Source organism: Erwinia sp. AnSW2-5 (assembly GCF_045107195.1).
In the GTDB taxonomy this organism is placed as follows: Bacteria; Pseudomonadota; Gammaproteobacteria; order Enterobacterales; family Enterobacteriaceae; genus Erwinia.
Genome location: NZ_JBJGXA010000027.1, coordinates 136,347 through 156,487 on the forward strand (window position 1 = coordinate 136,347; position 20,141 = coordinate 156,487).

Annotated in this window: 16 protein-coding genes; 13 read left to right on the forward strand and 3 right to left on the reverse strand. The window is 47.3% G+C overall.

What is annotated here, in order from left to right; genetic code table 11:
* Nucleotide 1 precedes the first annotated feature (1 nt).
* From ACFL9S_RS17570 to rpoS, 8 genes are all read left to right on the forward strand, one after another.
* Nucleotides 2-586, forward strand: coding sequence for a phosphatase PAP2 family protein (locus ACFL9S_RS17570; protein WP_405263189.1), 585 nt, complete (start codon nucleotides 2-4; stop codon nucleotides 584-586).
* Entirely contained in the window at nucleotides 583-1,704 is a 1,122-nt protein-coding gene (locus ACFL9S_RS17575; protein ID WP_405263152.1) for a sterol desaturase family protein, read from the forward strand. The genes ACFL9S_RS17570 and ACFL9S_RS17575 overlap by 4 nt, the downstream gene beginning before the upstream one ends.
* Nucleotides 1,697-2,797, forward strand: a complete 1,101-nt coding sequence (locus ACFL9S_RS17580) for an acyl-CoA desaturase (RefSeq protein WP_405263153.1) — start codon at nucleotides 1,697-1,699, stop codon at nucleotides 2,795-2,797. Before ACFL9S_RS17575 ends, ACFL9S_RS17580 begins: the two co-directional genes overlap by 8 nt.
* Nucleotides 2,794-3,882 carry a fatty acid desaturase family protein gene (locus ACFL9S_RS17585; RefSeq protein ID WP_405263154.1) on the forward strand — a complete coding sequence of 363 codons (1,089 nt, stop codon included), beginning with the start codon at nucleotides 2,794-2,796 and terminating at the stop codon, nucleotides 3,880-3,882. The genes ACFL9S_RS17580 and ACFL9S_RS17585 overlap by 4 nt, the downstream gene beginning before the upstream one ends.
* A gap of 169 nt (nucleotides 3,883-4,051) precedes the next feature.
* Nucleotides 4,052-4,813 (forward strand): 5'/3'-nucleotidase SurE, encoded by a 762-nt coding sequence (surE, locus tag ACFL9S_RS17590; protein WP_405263155.1) that lies wholly within the window; start codon nucleotides 4,052-4,054, stop codon nucleotides 4,811-4,813.
* On the forward strand, nucleotides 4,807-5,433 hold the full coding sequence (locus ACFL9S_RS17595; RefSeq protein ID WP_405263156.1) for a protein-L-isoaspartate(D-aspartate) O-methyltransferase: 627 nt from the start codon (nucleotides 4,807-4,809) through the stop codon (nucleotides 5,431-5,433). Before surE ends, ACFL9S_RS17595 begins: the two co-directional genes overlap by 7 nt.
* 167 nt (nucleotides 5,434-5,600) lie before the next feature.
* Nucleotides 5,601-6,719 (forward strand): murein hydrolase activator NlpD, encoded by a 1,119-nt coding sequence (gene nlpD, locus ACFL9S_RS17600; RefSeq protein WP_405263157.1) that lies wholly within the window; start codon nucleotides 5,601-5,603, stop codon nucleotides 6,717-6,719.
* A 50-nt stretch (nucleotides 6,720-6,769) separates the two neighbouring features.
* On the forward strand, nucleotides 6,770-7,762 hold the full coding sequence (gene rpoS, locus ACFL9S_RS17605; RefSeq protein WP_405263158.1) for an RNA polymerase sigma factor RpoS: 993 nt from the start codon (nucleotides 6,770-6,772) through the stop codon (nucleotides 7,760-7,762).
* Between the two features lie 201 nt (nucleotides 7,763-7,963).
* Here rpoS and mutS read toward each other — a convergent pair whose 3' ends face one another.
* Nucleotides 7,964-10,519 carry a DNA mismatch repair protein MutS gene (gene mutS, locus ACFL9S_RS17610; protein ID WP_405263159.1) on the reverse strand — a complete coding sequence of 852 codons (2,556 nt, stop codon included), beginning with the start codon at nucleotides 10,517-10,519 and terminating at the stop codon, nucleotides 7,964-7,966.
* Nucleotides 10,520-11,214: 695 nt separating this feature from the next.
* Here mutS and ACFL9S_RS17615 point away from each other — a divergent pair.
* Together ACFL9S_RS17615 and ACFL9S_RS17620 are read left to right on the forward strand one after the other, a co-directional pair.
* Complete coding sequence (locus ACFL9S_RS17615) at nucleotides 11,215-11,532, forward strand: hypothetical protein (RefSeq protein ID WP_405263160.1); 318 nt, start codon at nucleotides 11,215-11,217, stop codon at nucleotides 11,530-11,532.
* An 854-nt stretch (nucleotides 11,533-12,386) separates the two neighbouring features.
* The gene (locus ACFL9S_RS17620; protein WP_405263161.1) at nucleotides 12,387-12,644 is read left to right on the forward strand and encodes a hypothetical protein; all 258 of its coding nucleotides are present in this window, start codon (nucleotides 12,387-12,389) and stop codon (nucleotides 12,642-12,644) included.
* A gap of 80 nt (nucleotides 12,645-12,724) precedes the next feature.
* Here ACFL9S_RS17620 and ACFL9S_RS17625 read toward each other — a convergent pair whose 3' ends face one another.
* Both ACFL9S_RS17625 and ACFL9S_RS17630 read right to left on the reverse strand, forming a co-directional pair.
* Nucleotides 12,725-13,198 carry a hypothetical protein gene (locus ACFL9S_RS17625; RefSeq protein ID WP_405263162.1) on the reverse strand — a complete coding sequence of 158 codons (474 nt, stop codon included), beginning with the start codon at nucleotides 13,196-13,198 and terminating at the stop codon, nucleotides 12,725-12,727.
* Between the two features lie 913 nt (nucleotides 13,199-14,111).
* A complete protein-coding gene (locus tag ACFL9S_RS17630) occupies nucleotides 14,112-14,930 on the reverse strand; it encodes a transcriptional regulator (RefSeq protein ID WP_405263163.1) in 819 nt (272 codons plus the stop codon).
* Between the two features lie 1,898 nt (nucleotides 14,931-16,828).
* Between ACFL9S_RS17630 and ACFL9S_RS17635 the strand changes: the two genes are divergently transcribed.
* Genes ACFL9S_RS17635 through ACFL9S_RS17645 form a run of 3 tightly spaced genes read left to right on the forward strand, consistent with a single transcriptional unit; the run spans nucleotide 16,829 to nucleotide 20,105 of the window.
* On the forward strand, nucleotides 16,829-17,470 hold the full coding sequence (locus ACFL9S_RS17635) for a response regulator (protein ID WP_405263164.1): 642 nt from the start codon (nucleotides 16,829-16,831) through the stop codon (nucleotides 17,468-17,470).
* Nucleotides 17,471-17,490: 20 nt separating this feature from the next.
* Nucleotides 17,491-18,849 (forward strand): TolC family outer membrane protein, encoded by a 1,359-nt coding sequence (locus tag ACFL9S_RS17640; protein ID WP_405263165.1) that lies wholly within the window; start codon nucleotides 17,491-17,493, stop codon nucleotides 18,847-18,849.
* Nucleotides 18,846-20,105: an HlyD family secretion protein gene (locus tag ACFL9S_RS17645; protein WP_405263166.1), complete on the forward strand. Its 1,260-nt coding sequence runs from the start codon at nucleotides 18,846-18,848 to the stop codon at nucleotides 20,103-20,105. The genes ACFL9S_RS17640 and ACFL9S_RS17645 overlap by 4 nt, the downstream gene beginning before the upstream one ends.
* The last annotated feature ends 36 nt before the right edge of the window (nucleotides 20,106-20,141 follow it).

Genomic DNA, 20,141 nt, shown 5'->3' on the forward strand with positions numbered 1-20,141 from the left:
GATGCTGGCGGGCTGGGGCAGTGTCGGCGTGATCTACACGTTCAGCGATCGCTGGCAGGGACCCGGCACGGTGATGCACCCCGGTATCGTTGACCGCATGATCCCGTTCAGTGCCGATGGCATCTGGCTCTATCTCTCCTTTTTCCTGCTGATCCCGGCGGGCTATCTGTTCTGCCGCCCGGAGAAACTGCGCTGGTTAACCGGCTCAATGATCCTCACCGCGCTGGTGTGTGGTGCGGTGTATCTGCTATGGCCCACCACGCTGGTGTATCCCGTCGACAGCGGCCAGGGGGTGAGTTCGTACCTGCTGGCGCAGCTGGTGGCGGCCGACTCGACGCAGAACTGTTTACCCTCGCTGCATATGGCGCTGTCGGTGCTGGCGGTATGGGCGTTGTATCAGCGCGAACAGCGCTGGCGCAGCGGACTATTGTTATTATGGGGGGCGCTGATCGCGGTATCGATTCTGCAACTGCGCCGCCACCTGTTTATTGACCTGGTCAGCGGGGCGCTGGTGGCACTGGTCTGCGGCTGGATCTGCCTGCGGGCAACACAGACGTTTCCTTTTTCATGGAGAGAGCGGCAATGAGTGATCTGGTCGTGCCGATTGTGGCGATGGTGTTGCTGGTGATGGCTGAGGCGCTGGTGCTGAAGCGTCAGGATAAGCAGCAGGTTAACTGGCATGATGTGGTGTTCAACCTCAACTCCGGCCACATCATGCTGTGGCTGTTTCGTGGCCTTGAGGTGACCTGCTATGGCTATGTGGCGCTGCACTTCAGTCAGCACTGGCTGGATGTGTTGCCGACGTGGGGACTGTGGCTGTTTGCGCTGCTGGCCTGGGATTTTGCCTTTTACTGGCTGCACCGCCTGCATCACCGTTTCAGCCTGCTGTGGGCGGTACATGTTGTCCATCACCAGGGCGAGCACTTTAATCTGTCGCTGGGGGTGCGTAACTCCTGGTACTCTTCACTGACCTCGATTCCCTTTTTCCTGCTGCTGGCGATAGCGGGTGTACCGCTGTCAGTGTTTGTCACCGTATCGATTTTCCACTACAGCATGCAGTTGTTTAACCATAATGCTCTGACGCCAAAGCTGGGCTGGCTGGAATATATTCTGGTGACGCCGAACCATCACCGTGTCCATCACGTTTGCGATCGCGCTTATTCCGATAAGAACTTTGGCGGCAGCTTTATTTTCTGGGACAAACTGTTTGGCACCTTTGCCCGCCTGCCGGAAACGGAATATCGCTTCGGCAGCGGCGGGGAGCGCTCATCGCGCAATCCGTTCTGGGCCAGTAACCGGCCCTTCTTCCGGCTGCTTAAACTGCCATTTTCTCCAGCGCAAAGCGCGGCGGCGTTTCATTGCCGCGCCCGCGCACTGACCAGCGGTATGCTGCTGCTGTTTGTGCTGGTGGCGAGTTACGTGTGGATTTATGGCTACGGCTATCAACATATTGGCCGGGAGCAGGTGGCGCTGTTTGTCCTGCTGGCGCTGGGGGCAGTGGCATTGGGCGGCCTGTCAGAAGGACGGCGCTGGAGCCCGTTGCTGTGGCTGGCGGTGGGGCTGGCGTATCCGGCGTGGTTTATCCTGTGCCGCGAGTCGGTTGAGGTCTGGCTGGTGGGCGCGCTGCTGGTGATGCTGCACAGTATTGCTCTGGCGGCGGGGTGGGGGCGTCAGGCGCTGACACCGGAGGCAGAACATGGCTGATTCACTGCCGCCGCTGCGTTATCCGCCGGATGGCGAACAGGCATTCCATCAGGCGTTGCAGCGGGCTGCGCATCATTATCTTTCCGCCTCGAAAGACCACCGTTTTGCCGGGCGCGGGGACTGGCTGAAAGCCGGGACGTTGCTGCTGCTCTGTGTCTCCTGCTATGCGCTGAGCCTGATTCAGGTCAGCAGTGGGGGATTTGTTCTTTGCTATCTCCTGTTTATGCTGATGGCGATGTTGCTCAATATTGTGGTTAACCACGATGCCAGCCACGGTGTCTTCAGCCGTTCGCTGCGTGTGAATCGTATGATCAGCCGCCTGGTGACGCTGCCGCTGGGGCTGGACCCGGATTACTGGCGCGTGCGTCATGTCCATTTTCATCATGTTTACGCCAATATCGAACATTACGACCTCGATACCGAAGAGAACGGTTTCTTTAGACAAACCCCGTACCAGCGCTGGCGGCCGTGGATGCGCTGGCAGCACCTTTACTGGCCGCTGGTGGCCGCGCTGTCGCTGCCGTATCTGGCCTGGGTGTTTGACTGGGCCGACCGCTGCGGAAAAACACCGTTGGCGGAAAGGCGCGTGATGCCGGGTGTACGTGGCTGGCTGCTGTTTTGTGGCTGTAAGGTGCTGCATCTGCTGCTGGTGCTCGCTGTACCGCTGTGGGCGGCAGAACAGAATGGTATTGCGATGTCCGTGGTGCTGTGGGCCTGGTTGTGTAGCCAGATGGTGGCTTCTCTGCTGGTGGTCTTCCTGCTGCTGGGCACGCACTGGGCTGAGGCGGAGTTTTTTGAAGTGGGGCCGGACGGAAAGCTGCCGCAGGGCTGGTATCGCCATAACTTTGCCACCGCCTGCGACTGGCAGCCTTCACCCGCCTGGATCGGGCATTTTACCGGCGGGTTGAATATGCACCTGACGCATCATCTGTTCCCCGGCTGGCATCACCGGCATTATCCGGCGCTGGCGCAGATCCTTGCCCGGCTCGCCAGCGAACACGGCATGAACTATCGCTGTATCGGCTATCGCGAACTGCTGCGCCGTCAGCAGACGTTTTTACGCCGCATGGGCCAGCCGGAGGAGGCCGCATGAACCCGCCACCGCTGCGTTTTTCCCGTGAAAATTTGCAATTTCACCGCGAGCTGACGCGCGCCACTCAGGCGTGGCTGGACCAGCACGGCGACCACCGCTTTGCCAACGGGGCGATGATCGCCAAAGCGGTATTGCTGGCCTTACTGGCTGCCGGTTGCTGCTGGCTTGGGCTGCAACAGACTCACTGGTTCGGCTGGGCGGTGTGCCAGGCGGGCGTCAGTTTCTTTGCCATGCTGCTGACGATCAACGTGGTGCATGATGCCTCACATCAGGCTTTTTTCCGGTCGAAGTCGGCTAATCGCTGGCTGAATGTGCTGGCGACCATTCCGCTGGGGCTGGACCCGGAGTGCTGGCGGGTGCGCCATGTGCTGATGCATCACACCGGAAATAATGTCATCGGGTATGACCCGGATATGGAAGAGAACGGTATTCTGCGCCAGTCGCGTTTTCAGCGCCTGCGCCCGCTGATGCGCTATCAGCGCTACTACTGGCCGCTGGTTGCCGCGTTCACGTTTCCCTATTATATCTGGCTGTTTGACTGGTTGGATCGCGCCGGGCAGACGCGCGTCGGGGCGAAAATGCGGTTGCAGGGCATCAAAGGCTGGGCGGCTTTTTTACTGGTAAAAGTGGGCCATTTTTTACTGGTGCTGGCGCTGCCTTTATGGCTGTTGCCACCCTCTATTGGCCTCGGCACCATCGTGCTGGTTTATCTCTCCTGTCAGATGCTGGCATCACTGATTTTTGTCATGCTGATCATCGGAACGCATTGGGCGAAAGGAAACAGCTACCAGCCCACTGAACAGGGTAAATTGCCCCACAGCCGCTACAGCCACCTGTTTGCCACCACCTGCGACTGGTCGACACGGCCGCACTGGCTGGGTTACTGGCTGGGCGGAATGAATTTGCACTTAACGCATCATCTGTTCCCCCACTGGAATCACCGCCACTATCCGATGCTGGCGGGGATCATTGCGCAGGTCGCCGCACGTTATGATTATGATTATCAGTGCCTGACGCTCACTCAGTTAATGCGTTCGCAGCAGCGTTTTTTACAGGAACTGGGTGACGATAAGGCTGAAACTTGATCGGCCCGCCCTACGATGGTGCGCTGGCATCCTTTATTTACCAGACATTTACACCTACCACTCCCCGGCGCATCCAGCTAAAATGTTTCCAGCTACGCCTGGCGCCCTGGCGGATGTGAGTCAGTTTTCGGGGACAGGTGAACAAAATTTATCAACAGGTTAGGTGTCAATGCGCATTTTACTGAGTAACGATGACGGTATCCATGCGCCAGGCATACAGACGCTGGCAAAAGCGCTGCGTGAGTTTGCTGAGGTGCAGGTTGTCGCGCCCGATCGTAATCGTAGTGGGGCGTCGAACTCGCTGACGTTGGAAACCCCTCTGCGTACCTTTAATTATCCCAACGGGGATATTGCGGTACAGATGGGCACGCCGACGGATTGTGTCTACCTCGGGGTGAATACCCTGATGCGCCCTAAGCCGGATATTGTGGTGTCAGGAATCAATGCTGGCCCCAACCTGGGCGATGATGTGATTTATTCAGGTACGGTAGCCGCTGCGATGGAAGGGCGGCACCTTGGTCTTCCTGCGCTGGCGGTCTCCCTTGACGGTCATGTGCATTACGACACCGCCGCTGCCGTCACCTGTTCGATCCTGAAAGCGTTGCTGCGTGAGCCGTTGCGCACCGGGCGTATTCTGAATATTAATGTGCCGGATCTGCCGCTCGATCAAATCAAAGGCATTCGCGTCACCCGCTGCGGCAGCCGCCATCCCAGCGATCAGGCGATCCCGCAGCAGGACCCGCGTGGGAACACCCTGTACTGGATTGGACCGCCGGGTGAAAAGCTCGATGCCGGCCCGGACACGGATTTTGCCGCCGTCGATGAGGGTTATGTTTCGGTGACCGCACTGCATGTTGACCTGACTGCTCATGCCGCGCAGGAGGTCGTCTCTTCCTGGTTAGCCAACGTTGAGGTCAACCGCGAATGGTGAGTGGGCGGATAGAGACGCTGCTGGCGCAGTTGCGGCAACAAGGCATTGTTGACGAGCGGCTGTTGAAAGCGATTGAAGATGTGCCGCGTGAACGCTTTGTTGATGAGGCTTTTGAACATAAAGCCTGGGAGAATACTGCGCTGCCGATTGGTTCCGGGCAGACAATTTCCCAGCCTTACATGGTCGCAAAAATGACCTCGTTGCTGGCGCTGACGCCGGAATCCCGCGTGTTGGAAATTGGCACGGGTTCCGGTTATCAAACCGCGATTTTGGCGCATCTGGTGGAGCATGTCTGCTCGGTCGAGCGGATTAAAGGCTTACAGTGGCAGGCCAAGCGTCGCCTGAAGCAGCTGGATCTGCACAATATCTCTACCCGTCATGGTGATGGCTGGCTTGGCTGGCCGTCGCGCGGGCCATTTGACGCGATTATCGTCACGGCGGCCCCGCCTGAAATTCCAGAAGCATTAATGTCGCAGCTCGACGAGGGCGGTATTATGGTGCTGCCCGTGGGGGAAGAGCAGCAGGTCCTGCAACGTATTCGCCGTAAAGGCGACGAATTTATCGTTGATACCGTCGAGGCTGTCCGTTTTGTGCCGCTGGTAAAAGGTGACCTTGCCTGATATTCGCAGCAACCAGGATATTTCTATACAACTGTTTCATGGCACGCTGTCATTGATATTGCTAGTATCTGACTAAATTTGCGCATGCGGGCTTAATGCCGTCAGTCGTGCAGCTGTTATGTTGTTTATATTTTTTTCGTCAAAGTATTGCCGTTATGGGGGATTGAATGAGCACGGGAAGCCCAGTATTTAAGTTACGCCGTCTTGCGGCCGTTTCATTAGTAGGATTTTGGCTGGCAGGTTGTACCAGCAACGATAACGCGCAGGCCCCCATCAGCTCAGTTGGCGGAAATGACTCCGGCATGATGAGCGGCAATTCCGGTAACTCGGGCATGATCAGCAGTGCGGGTGGCAGCAACGGCGGGTTTATTCGCCCGGCGCGCCCACCTGCATCGGGTGGTGGGATGATTTCCTCCTCCTCTGCATCAGTTAGCCAGAATCCGAATGTGGTCACCGAAAACGGTCGAATTGTGTATAACCGCAGTTATGGGAATATTCCTAAAGGCAGTTATGGCGGCGATACCTACACCGTAAAACGGGGTGATACGCTGTTCTATATTGCCTGGATTACCGGTAACGATTTCCGTGATTTGGCACAGCGTAATAACGTCGCAGCACCTTATGGTCTCAACGTTGGCCAGCAATTACAGGTGGCGAATGGCTCCGGCACGCCAATTACGGGTGGCAATGCGGTCACGGCAGCTGATGCAAATGCAGGCGGCATGACCACGGCCTCTTCTGGCTCACAAATGAACACCGGAACGGTTGCACACCAACCCGTAATTACGTATTCTGAGGATTCAGGTACACCAAGTGAAGGTAAAATGTTGCCTTCGTCCGGGAAAACTGCTGCAACGACAACAGTTCCGGTTACCGCCCCGACCGTCAGTAGTACAACAGACAGCGCAACCCCTGTGGGAAGCTGGCGTTGGCCGACAGACGGTAAGATTATCGATAATTTCTCTGCTTCCGAAGGTGGCAATAAAGGCATCGATATTGCGGGTTCGCGCGGTCAGTCCGTCATCTCCACCGCCTCTGGCCGCGTGGTTTATGCCGGTAACGCTCTGCGTGGCTACGGTAATTTGATTATCATCAAACATAATGATGACTACCTGAGTGCGTATGCCCACAACGATTCCATGCTGGTCCGTGAACAACAAGAAGTGAAAGCGGGCCAGAAGATCGCCACAATGGGTAATACCGGCACGAGTTCGGTTAGATTGCACTTTGAAATTCGTTACAAGGGGAAATCCGTAAATCCGTTGCGTTATTTACCGCAACGCTAATCCGGCAGAACCCTGGTGTTCTGCCCTGAGATCACGGGTAGGAGCCGCTTATGAGCCAGAATACGCTGAAAGTTAACGAGTTAAATGAAGACGCGGAATTCGACGAAAACGGAGCTGAGGTTTTTGATGAGAAGGCACTTGTCGGAAATGAACCTGGTGATAACGACTTAGCAGAAGAAGAGCTGTTATCACAGGGCGCAACCCAGCGTGTACTGGATGCAACACAGCTCTACTTAGGAGAGATTGGTTATTCTCCGTTGCTTACGGCAGAGGAGGAAGTGTTCTTCGCTCGTCGTGCACTCCGTGGTGACATTCCTTCTCGTCGCCGCATGATCGAAAGTAACCTGCGTCTGGTGGTGAAAATCGCCCGTCGCTATAGCAATCGTGGTCTGGCACTGCTGGATCTGATTGAAGAAGGTAACCTCGGTCTGATCCGCGCGGTAGAGAAGTTTGACCCGGAAAGAGGGTTCCGCTTCTCAACGTATGCCACATGGTGGATTCGTCAGACGATTGAACGGGCGATTATGAATCAAACCCGTACCATCCGCCTGCCGATTCATATTGTGAAAGAATTGAACGTTTATCTGCGTACTGCGCGTGAACTTTCCCATAAGCTCGACCATGAGCCAAGTGCGGAAGAGATTGCCGAGAAGTTAGATAAACCTGTTGATGATGTCAGCCGGATGCTGCGCCTCAACGAACGCATTACCTCCGTTGATACGCCTCTGGGCGGTGATTCTGAGAAAGCGCTGCTGGACATCCTGGCCGACGAAAAAGATAACGGCCCGGAAGATACCACGCAGGACGATGATATGAAGCAAAGCATCGTTAAGTGGTTGTTCGAACTGAACGCCAAGCAGCGTGAAGTGCTGGCACGTCGTTTCGGCCTGTTGGGCTATGAAGCGGCAACACTGGAAGATGTGGGTCGTGAAATTGGTTTGACCCGCGAGCGTGTACGCCAGATTCAGGTTGAAGGTTTACGCCGCCTGCGTGAGATCCTGCAGGCCCAGGGGCTGAACATTGAAGCACTGTTTCGCGAATAAAAATAGCGGAGCAGGTTGCGCAAGAAATTGCGCAACCGCCTGATAAACTAAGTCATGCAAGAAACGGTAACCTCGGTTACCGTTTTTTTTTGTCTGCAGTTTGTCTCATACCCCGTATTAACGTGCCCAGACAAGCGGCCTCAACGCAGGGTTTCATCGGGTTGAGGCATGGTAAGCGGACCGACACAGAAGGCCCGCGTTCTACATAAGAGACTTCAACCTGTAGACCCACTCCAGCGCCTGACGCGGCGAGAGTGAATCCGGGTCCAGCGCCTCAAGGGCTTCTAATGCCGGTGAGGTCTCCTCCACCAGCAAGGGAAGCTGCGAACCGTCCGCTTTTGTCGCTGCCGCGCTGCCAGACAACGCTTCCAGCTCTTTCAGCTTCTGACGCGCACGCTTAATCACCTCTTTCGGCACCCCGGCCAGTGCCGCCACGGCCAGGCCGTAACTTTTACTGGCTGCCCCCTCCTGCACGCTATGCATAAAGGCGATGGTTTCGCCATGCTCCACTGCATCCAGATGCACGTTCGCTACACCTTCAATCTGTTCTGGCAGTGTTGTCAGCTCGAAATAGTGAGTGGCAAACAGCGTCATTGCCTTGATGCGGCTGGCCAGACTTTCAGCACAGGCCCAGGCCAGCGACAGGCCATCGTAGGTAGAGGTTCCGCGGCCGATCTCATCCATCAACACCAGGCTGAATTCGGTGGCGTTATGCAGGATATTGGCGGTTTCCGTCATCTCGACCATAAAGGTTGAGCGACCCGAAGCCAGGTCATCGGCTGCGCCGACGCGGGTAAAGATACGGTCCACCGGACCGATCACGGCCTGAGTTGCAGGCACAAAGCTGCCGATGTAGGCCATCAGGGTGATCAGTGCCGCCTGGCGCATATAGGTACTTTTACCGCCCATATTCGGCCCGGTCACCACCAGCATGCGTCGCTGAGGAGAGAGCGACAGCGGGTTGGCGATAAACGGTTCTTTCAGTACCTGTTCCACCACCGGATGACGGCCGCCGGTCAGTTTAATTCCCGGCTTATCGGTCAGTGTCGGGCAGCTATAGTTCAGCGCCCAGGCGCGTTCTGCCAGGTTACTTAACACATCCAGTTCGGCTAGTGCAGCCGCGCTGTCCTGTAAGGCTTCAAGATGCGGCAGCAGCATATCGAGCAACTGGTCGTATAACGCTTTCTCCAGCGACAGCGCCTTCCCTTTTGAGGTCAGCACCTTATCTTCATACTCTTTCAGCTCAGGAATAATGTAGCGTTCGGCATTTTTCAGCGTCTGGCGGCGGACATAGTGGATAGGAACCAGATGGCTCTGGCCACGACTGACCTGGATGTAATAACCGTGAACGCCATTAAAGCCAACTTTGAGCGTATCCAGCCCCAGTTTTTCGCGTTCGCGGATCTCCAGACGATCCAGATAGTCAGTCGCACCATCGGCCAGAGCACGCCATTCGTCCAGCTCGTCATTGTAGCCGGGGGCAATCACACCGCCATCGCGCACCAGAACCGGTGGTGCCTCAATGATGGCGCGCTCCAGCAACTCACGCAGCTCGGTGAATTCACCCATTTGCCCACGCAGGGTTTGCAGGTGTGCAGTGTCGGTATTTTCCAACTCGCTGTTCAGTAATGGCAGTTGCTGGAAGGCGTGGCGCATACGGGCCAAATCTCGCGGGCGTGCCGTGCGCAGCGCCAGACGCGCCAGAATTCGCTCAAGATCACCGACCTGGCGCAGCAGTGGCGTAAGGCCTTCATTGAGATCCTGTAATGCACTGATGCTCTGCTGGCGTTGGCTAATGACCTGGGTATCGCGCACCGGCATATGCAGCCAGCGCTTCAGCATACGGCTACCCATCGGCGTGACGGTTTTATCCAGTACCGAGGCGAGGGTGTTCTCAATACCACCCGAGAGGTTCTGTGTGATCTCCAGATTACGGCGGGTGGCGGCATCCATGATGATGCCATCCTGCTGGCGCTCCATCGTCAGCGCACGGATATGCGGCAGCGAGGTGCGCTGAGTATCTTTGACGTACTGTAACAGGCAGCCCGCAGCGCGCAGCGCATGATACGCCTGCTCGACGCCAAAGCCGCTGAGATCGCGGGTGGCGAATTGCAGATTGAGCTGCTGGCGGGCGGTGTCCAGCTCATACTCCCACAGTGGACGACGGCGCAGGCCACGACGGTTTTCAATCAATGCCATCGCGGCGAAGTCTTCCGGATACAGCAGTTCTGCCGGATTGGTACGTTGCAGTTCGGCCGCCATGGTTTCAAGATCGGTCGGTTCAGCAAGGCGGAAGCGACCAGAGCTGATATCGAGGGTGGCATAACCAAAGCCGCGCTGGCTTTGCCAGATCGCCGCCAGCAGGTTGTCCTGACGCTCATTCAGCAGCGCTTCGTCGCTGATGGTGCCGGGAGTGACAATGCGCACCACTTTACGCTCAACCGGACCTTTGCTTAACGCCGGATCGCCGATCTGTTCGCAAATCGCCACCGACTCGCCCAGCTGCACCAGCTTCGCGAGGTAGTTTTCCAGCGAGTGGTAAGGCACGCCCGCCATCGGGATCGGTTCACCGGCCGAGGCACCGCGTTTGGTCAGGGAAATTTCCAGCAGTTGAGAGGCACGTTTTGCATCGTCATAGAACAGTTCGTAGAAGTCGCCCATACGATAGAACAGCAGGATTTCAGGATGGTCAGCCTTGAGGCGCAGATACTGCTGCATCATTGGGGTGTGCGAGGATAAATTATCGGTGTTGTTCATCAGGTGGAATGCTCCAATCCATTGAAAATCCTTGCCATCTCAAACGGTATCGATGATGAAGCATGCAGGCAAGGATATGGCTGATATAGGTGAAAACCGGGTCTTACGCGCACATGACGGCATGACAGGCATCAGGATATTTTAACCGTTATATTATCCCAGCGGGCCACGTGCTGTCACAGGTAAAAATTGAAGGCGCACCGCAAATGCTGCAGGGGATGACCTATCCACATTAACACCAGGTTGTGCTAATCAACGGGGGATAAGGGCAGTTAGCACTAATATGCCTGCCATACTTCAAGCTGCTTAGGTGTTAGCTGCGTTCACTCTTTCTGGTCACATAGTTGGCTATGCCGCCAGGGATTCAGTCGCTTGCTGCCTGCGGGTGACTCGAATTACTTTGGATATGGTTCATCTATTAGAACAGGCTAATTCTAGATGAGGTTAATGTTAGATTTTATATGATAAATACCCACAGGATAATGGACTTATGTTTATATACATGTAGTTCAAATAAAATGATAATAAGCACCTAGGGACAAACCTGTGTTTTTAAAAAAAAGAGTCATCCTGAAATGTTGTTATGAATGGATGGCTTGATTATTTGACAGGTGATACATCCTAAAATTGTAAATTGAATATATGATTATTCAAATGAATATGAATAATTTTTAAAAACTTAATGGAGTTATAAAATGCGCGAACTAAGTATTATGGAAGTGGAAAGTGTATCTGGTGCAGGTTTATTTAGCCGTTTAGGTGCATCAGTTCTTGGTGCAGTTGCTGGTTTTAACGTCGGCGTATCTAAAGGTGGCGTTTCAGGTGGTAGTACTGGTGGTATTCTCGGCATTGGAGCAATCGCAGCCGCTGTAACTATGGTTATCGGTGGAATTACTGGTGTGGTGACTGGTGCAGTATATGGTTTTGTTAATGACTGGGATAAAACTTTAGATACTTTCAATCAGTCTACAGAACAGTGGTATGACCAGGGGATTCCAACGCCCAAAGTTTAAGATATAAACAAAAGCAAGAGGGTTTAATGAAAATCTCTTGCTTTTATCTTTCTGCTTTCAATTATTTATTGTTAATGGTGGTTTTTAAATTAAAAACCCCTCTATGTCTTTCTGAGTTTAATTTATCATTCTGAATAGGTTAAGAAGTAATATATTTGTTCAGTATGTCCGGTCAATATTTTAAATGAAAGAGTTCTGACGAACTGCATATTAGCGTGCTTTCAGCATCCTGAATGCCATACTATTTACAAGTCAGCGATTTTATAGATCACCTTGCTTATGGATTCCAGCTGAGACAGCTATATGCTTTAACAAAAAAATAATAGTAACTTTTGTTATTATACCTCAGGGGCCTGAGCTGCTTCATTGTATGGACTATGCAATGATAGTGAATGTTAGTTTTATAACAAATGTTCTCGTAACTTGATTTTATATAACATTTTGATTTTTATAGTTAAACTTGTAATGCGAATGGATTTTAAATTACATCTAATATGAATAAGTAGCACGTACTGTGTTCAGTGAAAGGTTCTTTGCTAATACTATTACATTTTTTATAAATATTTTATATGTATCAGTAAGGAAATTTTAATTTTTGTAGAGATGAGGTTGGATGAAGTGAGAGATTTGAAGAAATACGAAGTTATTTCCGTTTCGGGCGGTAAGTTTGATGTAGTCCAGTCAGTTAAAGATATCTATGATTTTTTATTATCCTCGAATAATCCCCTTAATGGTGATGTTATCGGTAGGGGATTCTCAAATTTGGTTGGCTCTTTTATGAAGCCAATAATGAAATCTATTTATTATTGGGTAAATAAATAACCTATCAAGTATATAAATGAGTGAGCGGAATTATGCGTGAATTGAAAAGCAACGAAGTTTATGAAGTTAGCGGTGCAGCATGGTGGTCCCCTTCTAATATCCTGGGGTTCTTTCGCGGATTAGGACATTCTTCCAGTGAGTCGACTCCTGGTTTGGTACCGAATGTCCCTACTCCTGATAGTGGTCACATTGGAAAAGCAATTGGTATTGGTGTCGTGATGCTCGCTGGTGTGGCAGTTGTTGCCTCTTTATTTGGCATTAGTACCGTAGCAAAAAATATAAAATTATGATTATATTTTACAGCTAAAAATAAATAAAAGGGTATGAAAAACCCTTTTTTATAATTTGTCGTTATAGTAGCCTTTAGCCTTTACTTGTTAAGGTTTTTTTTGCACGTAAAAGCAGGAGATACCTTGTCATATACTATGTAATTATCACCATTCAACTTTTCTATATTAATAATCTGCTGTGTACTGCTTATAAATTCAGGTAGCATACTATCTTTAGTATTGTCATTGTTATATTTTATAGTGTTTGTATGCTCAATAAAAAAAATACTGTTTTGTTTTTTATATTTGAAGTTCACTCTACGTGCCATCTTAGTTGTTGAGTTTGTGTTGGGGTTATTGGCATAACCATAGAGATCAAAAGAGCCTGTATTATCATAATATAAATGTAATGATAATTGTAAATTACCTTTCATTTGATTATTTTCGAAATATAAGATGTCAGCATCACATGAAAATGTAGATTTTTTGTGAATAAAAAAAAGTGCACATAAGCCAACAACGAGTATCATAGCCGGTGCTGAAAAATAGACTACATTACGTCCAATATTAACCATGTAAGTGCTCTTCTGCAGTAAGATGTACCAAGGGAGGTGGAGGAGCCACTCTGCATTATTCAAAAAACACCCCGTGTACAATTAAGATTATTCTTGTTATTATATAATGGAAGTGAAAAACATAAAAGCATATAATCTAAATAAATCGTATAAACAATGGTGAATGTGACAATTTATAGAAGTTGAGATGAGAAAGCTGTAATGCTGATAATGGAGGTATATAGGGGGTAATCTAATGTTGACTGTAAACTCAATTGCCATGAATAAATAAAAAGTGAGTGTGAGATTTTATAAAAGCCAGGCATTACCTACTAATACATAAAAATGAGGGCGTACTGCTCGACATGAAAAGAAAGTTATTTTCATTTTGTCTCAAAATTTGAATGGACCAGTTAATGTTATTTTTGAGATAAAACTCAGGTAAAAAATCCTCTATTTGTGCTAATTCTAAATCAGTGAGCAGTGATGATTCGATGTTTGTTGAGTACAATGAATAACGAGTGTCTTTTTTAGTGTATTTGAAATTAATTTTTGTGTTTAGATCTCGTATGAACTTACCCGATCTGTACATACTCCCACTGAGATTGATGAAACCATCATCCATAAAAATGTTATATTGAATGAATAAATTGATGTTGACATCATCCTTATAGATAATGAAACTTGATTCACAAGATATTTTTTTATCTTCAATAAGATTCATTGACGTGAAAATTTCGAATATAACTAATAATGTCAATGAAATATATATCATTAATATTATTCGATTGGTTAGGTGTTTTAATTTCATAAAAATCCTTTTTATTTTTCAAAACCATTAGAAGAGAAACGTTCTAATGGTTGCTTTTTATGCTAACTTGTGATGACTGATTATCATAAGTTAGCTCCTATTTAGGGTTTTCATAGATACAGGTTAGTTATGATTAATTATGTCGCGATGGATATTTCTACATCTAGACAGTGGTGTGTCAGGACAGTGTGAGATCACCACACGCTGTGATAAAAATGGAATGGATTTAGTTTTTCCTTCTTTGTATATATATATGTCTGATTCAGATTTGCAACTTAAATTTTCGTTATTGATTAGATCTTTTATTTCAGCTGAAATCATGTCCGTCGTATAAAAATCATGCTGACCGTTCCATATTGCATAAATATTACAGTTCTCATACTTACCTTTAAATTTTCCCAATGCTGATTTTGGTAGGTGAGAGTAATATATAAAGTATGCATACAGTACCAGGACTACAAGAATAAATAAGCATGAAAATATAGAAATCCATGTCATTTTCACCATGAACCCTTTTCCTGAATCTCGTGAGGAAATAGGTTTTTGGTTTTTTAATGTATTTTCAAATTTTTCAGTGTCTTTTATCTCTTCATTATTTGAAGGTTGGGGTGCTTCTATTTTTACAATGCGGCTGGCATGAAAACTGAAACCATATTTAGGAATGGTGATGATGATGTTGTTCAGTCCAAGAGAAGACAGAGCACGGCGTATGATCGAAATGTAGTTATTCAGGTTATTGCCTGAAGCAGAGAGTCCATTATTATGCCAAATGGTATCGAGAAGGTGCTCTCTGCTGAGGGATTTTTCATTCTCAATTATCAATATTTCTAGTAGCTGAGATGCAAATCTGGGTAGGGTACTTCGATTATTAGATGCATTCAGAACCCATAGTTGCCCGGTTACAGGATCAAAACCCACCATTTCATCAATCTCATAATGCATTTTTGGAATCTCTTAAGACTATTCTTGGTATTGTTTATGCTAAAAAAGTGCAAAAAATGTAAGGAACAATGCTGGGAAAAGGCATTGTGTAACAATATTAATTTTTATTTAGTTATGTCTTTCATGTACTTAGGGTTCTTCATTGATTTTTACAGGCAACAGTGTTGCGAGTGTTTCGTACTTGTGCTGGCAGTAATTTAAAGTCCAAAAAGTAACCTTAGCTGAACCGTGACGTGTGGATAAGGTACTCTTCATAAAAATAAGGGGACAATCATACCATCGATTTATGGAACTTTTTATAATTTATTGCGTGGTATCATGAGTTTTTGCTACGCACCTTAGCCCATGTGTTTTCGAACAGCTATGGGAGGATCTCGATTTCTGATAGTCATCAGTATATGAAGCCAGACTCTTCAATCCTTCTTGTGGGCATGACGTTAGGATATCGTAGACAACTGACCCATATTTCAACTTTTTTTCAGAAAGTCGTTCTGACTGATTAGGCGTTAAACCATTATTAAATTGATGAGATCTAAGTTGGCTGTAAATTCTGAGGTGTAACTCATTATCTCTGGGTTGGCTTCGCTAGCATTCATGTATCTGGAACTGATCCTGTTTTCAGGCTTATTAGAAGTGCACTATCGTACAGTAATCCCTGCAATAAAGGTGTTACATTATTTGATGCGAACATTAAACTTGATGAAATTCAGTGCGTTATACTGGAGCGCAAGATCTGAGTAAGATGATAAATTACTTACTCTGTCCCATGACCATAAGCAAGGCTTGCCTGAGCTTGCCAAATGACATAGACAAGCAACATGTATGATTAGGCTTCTGTTATACCACGGGTATCGCAGAGGATAAGAGTCTCAATAACTTACATTTGACGTTATGTTATAACAATTGCAATGCTGCTTGCAACTGGGATATTCAGATTTTCAATAATCTTCTCTGCCCTCAATCCGATCACTCTCATCATGACCCTCGCTGCAATATTTATAGCTGTGGCAGCTTTAACCACAGAGTAAACCCGAACGAGTACGAGTTGTATACTTTCAGGTCGTAATAAGTACTGATGATTTTTTCTGGTGTGACCGGCTATGGGGTTATATCGGGATGCTGTTGTGATGTTATGACCTCTATTGAGGTGAACAAAATTTGGTGTGCTGCTACAAAATCTAAGAATGCAATATAACGATTATAGGGCACAAAAAAACCAGAAATAAGTTTTACAGACGATTTCTATACCTCCCCCCCATATTTCCAAGAAAAATCTTACGGCTGAAGAAAAAGTTAAATTCCTAGTGTTTAGATGGATGCGATGTAATTATTTTAAATTGTGATAGCTTTTTATGCTGACTATTAATTTTTTATAGATAAAAAAACTAAAAAAATAACTATTTTAGGTTCGTTGTACTAACTTTGTGAGTTGGCAGTATCTTAAGTAGAGTGTTGAAAATAAAAAAAAGATAAAAATGTATCTTGTCGTGTCCTTCAAAAAAGATAGTAATAACTGCATTTTTTTACTTAAGATCTTAACTAGCTGCTATAACAGAGAACTGTGATTAGAATTGAGTTATAAATTAACAATAACTTTTAAATCAGAGACTTAAATAATTGATGGGAGGTTGCGTGTGGGGGGCGTTGTTGCAGTATGCTCTTTAGAATCGCTTTTGCAAGGCATCGCTAGGATATAACTGATGGCACATCATTAATAGTCTTAACTATTGCTGGATAGAAAAAATCATTTTTTTAACCTTACTCCAATACTGTAGATTGGCCCTCGTAAGATAAGTCTCACGCCTTGCATTGTAGATGTTTATTACATACACGAAAATGAATGAAATGAAACGTTCATTATATGTAGATGATTATGTGCTTTAAAAAGAGAGATACATATGAGAAAGGCAACAGTAGCCATTTCTGATGATCACCCCCATATTTTGAACTCTCTGCTGGCTATTTTTTCGCAGCAGGAGAAGTATGAACTTTTGTATAAAACAATCGTGGGTGAAGAACTACTAAAACGCTTGTCTAAACAACCAACCGATATTGCTATCACTGATTTCGCAGTTGATCATAATGAGGCAAAATTAGACGGTTTTACAAAAATAAAAATGATTCATGCCGCTGCACCGAAGGTGAAATTAATCCTTTTAACTTCACAGAGGAATTCAGCGATTCTAACCAAAGCGTTAGATTACGGTGTTAGTGCCATTGTAAGTAAATCTGATAGCATCGATGAGATTACACAGGCATGCGACCATGTGATGAGATACAACGACAAGTTTTTATCATCAAGTGCATATAAAATATTGCGCTCAGATGAATCAAAAATCAAAAAAACACCGGCCTTAACACCACGAGAGCTTGAAGTTATTAGGATGTTTTCGGGCGGGCTTACACTGGCATCAATTGCTGATCGTCAAAGTAGAAGCATAAGTACCATTTCAACTCAAAAGCATAATGCGATGCGTCGACTGGGTATAACTTCTAATATTGAACTTATTCGCTATGCCTACGAAAATGGTTTAATTTAATTATTATTGTTGAGTATATAATGTTTAGAGCTTTGAAGGGTTCAATTATTACGCTGTTTGTTCTTCAGTCGATAGGTACTGTATTTGCTACAACTTTGAAAGATGCTGTAGGTGCTGCATCGAGTTATGATTCAGGGATTAATTCAGCACGATTTTCAAAAGAGGCAGGGAATGAAAAATTTGATCAGGGTGTTGCAGGTTTATTACCAAATATTGGTATTGAGTCGAGTTATACAAAGCAAGACCAACCACATGCGTCATATGCAGCAGCGGTAAAACGTCATAGTTATGGAGTCAACATAACACAACCTCTGTTTGATATGTCAAAGATCGCAGCGCTTAAACAAGGCATGGCCATTTCGGATATGGCTGATGTTGAGTTTTATGCAGCTCAGCAAAAACTGATTGTTGATGTGTCAGATGCTTATTTTCAGGTGCTATATCAGCGAGAGGTTTTACAGGCAACACGCAGTGCATCACAGGCTTTTGGAAAACAGTTGGGACAAGCAAAAGCAGCTCTCCGTTTGGGTGAGGGTACTCGTACTGATGTCGATGAAGCACAGGCAAACTATGACGCTGCTTTAGCAAAAGAGATAGCAAATCGTAATGATCTTGAAGTCGCGAATGGTCTCTATCAGCGTTTGACTGGTTTAAATGCTGATGAGATAAGCCAAATTAACTCATCCTGTATCAGACCTGATATTTCTCACGATCTAAAGATCGTCATGGATGAAGCAGCAAGAAATAACCTGGATGTAAAAACTGCCCAATTACAGCTGAAAAAAGCAGATGCCGATATGTTAGGGGCAACGAGTGCTCATCTCCCTGTCGTTTCTTTGCAGGGGTCATATGGTGGAAACTGGAGTCGGGGTGAAGGAGAAAACGTGTTGGATAGTATTTTTGGTACCACATCCAAGACGCGTAATACCCTCGTAGGAATTAATGTGTCGATGCCTATCTTCCAGGGCGGAGGGCAATTATCCCAATCCAGGGAGGCATTATACCGTCGAGAGCAGGCCAGGGATACTCTCCTGGATACTCAGCGTAAGGTAAGGCAGGAAGCGCGGTCGGCTTACTTAGGTATTACCAATGGTTTAGCATTGTTAAAGGCACAAAAAAAGGCCGCTCTCTCGGCTAAGAATAAAGTTGATTCAACACAATATGGTCGGGATTTAGGATTGCGGACTATTGTAGATGAATTGACGGCACAGCAAAGTTATTATGAAGCGATTCGGGCAATATCAGAAGCTAGGTTTAAATACTTAACCTCCATACTGGAATTATTCCATGTTACTGGGAGCCTCAACTATGAGCAGTTGTCAAAATTTGATTGCTCTGATTATGTAAAAAATGAAAATCGTATGGATGAAACAGAATGAGTGAGTCATTGTTTAGAAAGGAAGCACTTGAATCAAATAAGACTAAAATGATTGGATCAGTAGCTCTCTATTGTCCTCCTTATCGTTGGCTTGTTATTGGTGTTGTTGCCTTTATTACTACCTCACTAGTGATTTTTTTTGTTTTTGGAAGTTATACAAAACGAGAAACTGCAGTGGGTGATTTATTACCTGTCGGAGGGATTATGACCGTGTCTCCTCCCGTATCAGGGACGGTAGTTAAACTGTCTGTATCTGAGGGACAGAGCGTACGTAAAGGGCAGCCATTGATTGAAATATCGTCTGAAGTTGCCACTTCACTTGGTCGAACTCGTCATATGGTTGCTGATCAACTGGAGTTGCAACGGACTAGATTACAAGCCGACCTTGTGGCATTGGTGACACTTAATAAAGAAGCGATGCAAGGTCTTAAAGAACGATTAACACTGCTTCAATCTCAGCTAAAACAGACTGAAATACAGCGGAAACAGCGTATAAGACAAATTGAACTTGCTCGTGTGCAGCTCAATAAGATCCAACAAATGCATAAGGAAGGCTATGCCTCCAATACGCAAGTTGAGCAGCAGGAAACCACGCTGCTGGATACCGACAGTCGTCTTCAGGAGACCACACGTCAGCAGCTTGATTTGCAGCAACAAATTGCTCAAACATCTCAGCAGTTGCGTGAACAACCTCTGAATGCACTTAACCAGCAGCATGATATGCAGAGTAAGCTTTCTGATATTGATCAGCAGGTAGCTGAAAATGAATCGCGTCGTTCTGTTGTTTTACAGGCACCGCAAGACAGTGTTGTGGGTGCAATACTAACGAAACAAGGACAAATCGTCAGTCCCGGGCAATCTGTAGTATCTCTGTTACCTGAAAATGGGAAACTACAGGCAAGAATGATGGTAAGTAGCCGGTCTATTGGGTTTATCCAGAAAGGGCAAAGGGTGGTACTGCGTTATCAAGCCTATCCTTATCAGAAATTTGGCCAGCAGTATGGATATGTAACAGAGGTCTCCCGTACAGCCCTTTCTCCTCAGGAGGTGGCCACATTGACCGGTAATAATGACGTTCGTGAGCAACATTATCGCGTTATCGTCGATTTAGATAAGCAAGATATTCTTGTCTACGGAAAAAAAGAACATCTCAAACCCGGTATTGCACTGGAGGCTGACTTCCTGATTGATAACCGCCGGTTAATTGAATGGGTATTAGAACCTCTTTATGCATTAGGACGGCGCTCGGCTTCGTAAAGGTAAAAATTTACTTTCAATTTGTTAAGGAACACT